We start from the raw sequence: 1,905 nt of genomic DNA on the forward strand, positions 1-1,905 counted from the left end.
CGGCGTCTGCACGCGCGGCGGCGTGGAGTCAGGGGCTGCGGCGGGATGTTGCGGCGGTCCGGCCAAGGAAGATGTCTCGGCGTGCTGCGCCGCCGACGAAACGGCGAAGAAGGCGGGCGCTTCCGGCTGCGGCTGCTCATGAGGCAGTTGCAATGCGTAAGTTGAGCGGCCCTTGGGCGGTGACCGCTCTCGCGACGGATATCGCCGCTACGGCTGCGGAGGAAAACGGTCGAACGTCGGCAGCGCGTGCGTGTGCGCCATCCAGCGCAGACGCTCGGCGACCTGGATGTGCATCGTCGCCGGGATCGCATCGGGATCGTCGTTGGTGGCGCTCTGCACGTCGATGATCCCAGGCATGCTGGCGTTGGCGTAGAACAGGCCGGTTCCGCAGTCGCTGCAGAAGTGCCGCTGCACCTGTTCCGAAGACCGGTACACTTTGGGCTCGCCCTTGGTGACCTTGACGGCATCCTCCGCGTACATCGTCCAGCCGACGACCGGGGCGCCGGCGTGCAGCCGGCAATCCCTGCAGTGGCACAGCGCGTGCACGATCAGTTCGCCTTCGATCTGATAACGGATTGCGCCGCAGTGACAGCCGCCGGTGATGGTGCTCATGCGTTCCTCCCGTTCGAGAGCAAGTTTTGCAGATCGATAGCTCCCGAGGCGTGCAGCATCAATGGCGCAATCGGTTTGCGATTGCGTCCTACTGTCGCCTGACAACTGCTGCCATTGCGGGGCACGCCATCGCTCAAGCCGAGCGACCGGCCGCAAGCTCGCGCGTGATCCACTCGGTAAAGGCACGGATGGCCCGACGCTGCTGGCCTGCGCGTGGGAAGACTAGATGGTGGCCGACATAGCGAATGTCGGTGGAACGTCCGGCAAGGGGCGCCACCAGCAGTCTGGTCGCGATCTCGCGTTCGGCGAGCCGCGTCGATTCCAGCGTCACGCCAAGTCCGCTCGAGGCCATCGCGATCGCCAGGAAGCTGCGATCGAAGCGCATGCCGTGGATGGCCGGCGCTTCGAGGCCGTTGGCCGTGAACCATTGATGCCACTGCACCTGCTTGACGTCCGAGCGGATCAACACCTGGTCGAGCAGGTCTTTCGGCTTGCGAATTTTCTTCGCGAGCTCGGGCGTGCACAGCGGTGTCACGGTTTCTTCGCCCAGCGAAATCACCTCGACACCCTCCGCCCGCGGCTGGCCATAGACGATGTCGATGTCGAAATCGTCGTTGCTGAAGCGGGCATATTCGGTGTTGGCGGCGAGCCGCACCTCGAGCCTGGGTTCGGCGGCCATGAAGCGGGCGAGGCGCGGGGCGAGCCACTGCGCGGCAAAGCTCGGGGCGCAGTGCACCCGCAGCAATTGCGGGCCACGGCCTGCGACCTCCTCGATGCCGCGCCGCAGATTGTCGAACGCGGTGCCGGCATGACGCATCAGGTTCTTGCCCGCCGGCGTCAGCCGGACCGCCCGGGCGCTGCGCTCGAACAAGATCGTGCCCATCGCGGTTTCGAGCTTGCGAATGGCGTGGCTGACCGCGCTCGGCGTGAGATGAAGCTCGTTCGCCGCATCCCGGAACGAACCGGTGCGTGCGGCGGCCTCGAAGGCGCGGATGGCGGATATCGGGATGCTGGATAGCAACATCGGACAAGTGAACCAAATTCACCCATGCAAGACAACAGCGCGTTTGTCGGATTGGCCGACGCCCGCATAATCACGGGCAAGAACGGCGGCGCCGTCGGGTGCCCGGCAATGCCATTGAGGGAGGATCATCATGCTGCTGCGCGGCAAGACAGCCATCATCACCGGAGCTGCGTCTCCTCGAGGCATCGGCCTTGCCACCGCCCGCCGCTTTGCGGCCGAGGGAGCCCGCGTCGCCATTCTCGACATCGACGGCCCGGCAGCGGAAGCTG

At 65.8% G+C, this 1,905-nt stretch carries 3 protein-coding genes and 1 pseudogene; 2 read left to right on the forward strand and 2 right to left on the reverse strand.

What is annotated here, in order from left to right; all coding sequences use genetic code 11:
* Nucleotides 1-142, forward strand: a pseudogene (locus MOV74_RS37135) (FAD-dependent oxidoreductase); the annotation flags it as partial.
* Between the two features lie 65 nt (nt 143-207).
* Here the strand turns inward: MOV74_RS37135 and MOV74_RS37140 are convergent.
* Together MOV74_RS37140 and MOV74_RS37145 are read right to left on the reverse strand one after the other, a co-directional pair.
* Nucleotides 208-612 carry a GFA family protein gene (locus MOV74_RS37140; RefSeq protein ID WP_246932367.1) on the reverse strand — a complete coding sequence of 135 codons (405 nt, stop codon included), beginning with the start codon at nt 610-612 and terminating at the stop codon, nt 208-210.
* Nucleotides 613-745: 133 nt separating this feature from the next.
* Nucleotides 746-1,633, reverse strand: a complete 888-nt coding sequence (locus MOV74_RS37145; RefSeq protein ID WP_246932369.1) for a LysR substrate-binding domain-containing protein — start codon at nt 1,631-1,633, stop codon at nt 746-748.
* Nucleotides 1,634-1,766: 133 nt separating this feature from the next.
* Between MOV74_RS37145 and MOV74_RS37150 the strand changes: the two genes are divergently transcribed.
* The coding region (locus MOV74_RS37150; RefSeq protein ID WP_246932372.1) for an SDR family oxidoreductase at nt 1,767-1,905 on the forward strand (139 nt) is incomplete at its 3' end.

It is taken from the genome of Bradyrhizobium sp. SHOUNA76, assembly GCF_023006445.1.
Classification (GTDB): domain Bacteria; phylum Pseudomonadota; class Alphaproteobacteria; order Rhizobiales; family Xanthobacteraceae; genus Bradyrhizobium.